Here is a 1,961-nt window from a genome sequence, read left to right as displayed (position 1 = left end):
AACTTGAGGAATGCTGCTACGCTTTTTTTAATACTTATCATGGTAATAGTACGAGCAATAACACGGTTTTATGAGAAAAAGAACGAAGACTCTCCTTTGAAAATTGGTCATAGAGGTGCGGCAGGCTACTGTCCAGAGAATACAATTTCATCCTTTAGGAAAGCCGTAGAACTAGGTGTAGACTACCTTGAGCTTGACATTCAGATGACAAAGGACCGTGAATTAGTTGTGATACATGATCCAACCGTTAACAGAACAACGAATGGGAAAGGGAAAGTAAAGGATTTTACTTTACAAGAAATTCAAAGTCTTGATGCAGGAAGTTGGTTTCATTGTGATTTTGCAGGTGAGAAGATCCCATCTCTCTCTGAGGTATTTGAGGAGTTTGCTGGAAAAATTGGCTTTTTAATTGAACTAAAAAAACCCTCACTTTATCCCCTAATGGAGGAGAAACTTGCGGTTGAGCTAAAGAAAAGAGAGTTAACAACCGTTGACAAGCAAATTATAGTTCAATCCTTTGACCGTGGTGCACTTAAACGTTTTCATGAACTTCTGCCTGCCATTCCAATTGGGATTTTGGTTAAAAGCACCGGTGTAAAGATGATTTCGAATAAGAATTTAAAGTCTTTTTCCAGCTATGTGTCATATGTAAATCCAAAAATAACTATGGTGAATAAGCGGATGATCAAAAGAATTCATCACCATGGCTTTAAAACAATTATTTGGACAGTTAATAAAAAGAATGACATAAAGACGCTAAAAAATTTCCATGTAGAAGGAATCATCAGTGATTTTCCAGATTTTTCTTAAATAGAAATAGGGTCTATTATTCAATTAATAGACCCACTCACATTTTTATTAACCTTTTGGTTCCACAATAGGCAGTTCACGATTAACTAATTTGGGTGACAAAGGTTTAATACTACAAAAACAAGACAAATCTACAATAATGCATTTATTTGTTTTTACTAGTGAGAATACCTCATCACATAATTCTACTGGATACCCATCCATATCTACTGGCAAAAGCAGTGATAACGTTGCACAGCAATGTCTTGAGTCTAGATTTTCTAACCGAAACACTTGTGTAGTAAATAATTTACCATTTCTTGTTCTTGCAAATACCTTAAAAGCACATTTCTCATTTGACAGGACAAACGGAATGGTATCATATCCAATTTTATCACACACAAATCTAAAATCATCCAAGGATAACCTTTGTTGTTCTTCAAGAAGTTGTTCCATTTCATTACATAAACAGTGCTTCTCGCACCGTTCTATCCCCATGTTTGTTTTCCCTCCTCCCCTGTAACCATTCAACAGTCCTTATTGTAAAATATTCGAATAGGAGTTGTAGGTATAGGCAAGTTTCTTACGGAAAACAGAGAAGCGACGAATTATTTAGATAAATATAATATACAGGATGATTGCCAGTACAATACGATAAATGGCAAATGGTAATAATCTTATTTTGTTAATAAGCTTTAGGAAAAAGCGAATAGACAAAAGAGCAAAAATAAAGGCACTAATAAATCCTGCAATAAAGATGGGAAGGGCATCCGCCGTCATATATTCCCAATTCTTTAATAATGAGAGAAAACTAGCACCTGCCATGATTGGCACTGCCATGATAAAGGTAAAATCAGCGGCAGCACGGTGACTCATCCCCATCAGAACTCCTCCAGAGATTGTTGACCCTGAACGAGAGAATCCTGGCCAAAGTGAAAAGCATTGAAACAAACCGACAGTTAATGCTTGCTTATAGGTAATTTGGTCAACTGTTTGTACTTTCGGACGCTTTGGACCTATAGCATCAGCAAGAATCATTAGGACCGCCCCAATAACTAAACCAATTAAAACAGTTGCAGTTGAAAATAAGTGTTCATCAATATAGTCGTTAAAAAGAACGCCCAGAACACCGGCAGGAATTAATCCTACAATTACTTGAGAAAGTTTTAAAC

Annotated in this window: 3 protein-coding genes; 1 reads left to right on the top strand and 2 read right to left on the bottom strand. The window is 36.2% G+C overall.

Going from position 1 to position 1,961, the window contains the following annotated elements:
- Positions 1–810, top strand: an 810-nt coding sequence (locus tag V7659_RS28425) for a glycerophosphodiester phosphodiesterase (protein ID WP_335543414.1), incomplete at its 5' end; no start/stop codon positions are given.
- Positions 811–858: 48 nt separating this feature from the next.
- Here the strand turns inward: V7659_RS28425 and V7659_RS28420 are convergent.
- Together V7659_RS28420 and V7659_RS28415 are read right to left on the bottom strand one after the other, a co-directional pair.
- Positions 859–1,287, bottom strand: coding sequence for a CotY/CotZ family spore coat protein (locus V7659_RS28420; RefSeq protein WP_335543413.1), 429 nt, complete (start codon positions 1,285–1,287; stop codon positions 859–861).
- A gap of 114 nt (positions 1,288–1,401) precedes the next feature.
- The coding region (locus V7659_RS28415; protein WP_335543412.1) for an undecaprenyl-diphosphate phosphatase at positions 1,402–1,961 on the bottom strand (560 nt) is incomplete at its 5' end.

Source organism: Neobacillus drentensis (assembly GCF_036966985.1).
Lineage (GTDB): Bacteria > Bacillota > Bacilli > Bacillales > Cytobacillaceae > Neobacillus > Neobacillus drentensis_E.
The sequence above is the reverse complement of the archived record's forward strand: the minus strand, read 5'-3'. Positions and strand labels throughout refer to the sequence as shown.

Coding starts and splice junctions, on each gene's coding strand:
- V7659_RS28420 (WP_335543413.1), bottom strand. CDS start 1,287: ATGGGGATAGAACGGTGCGAGAAGCACTGTTTATGTAATGAAATGGAA.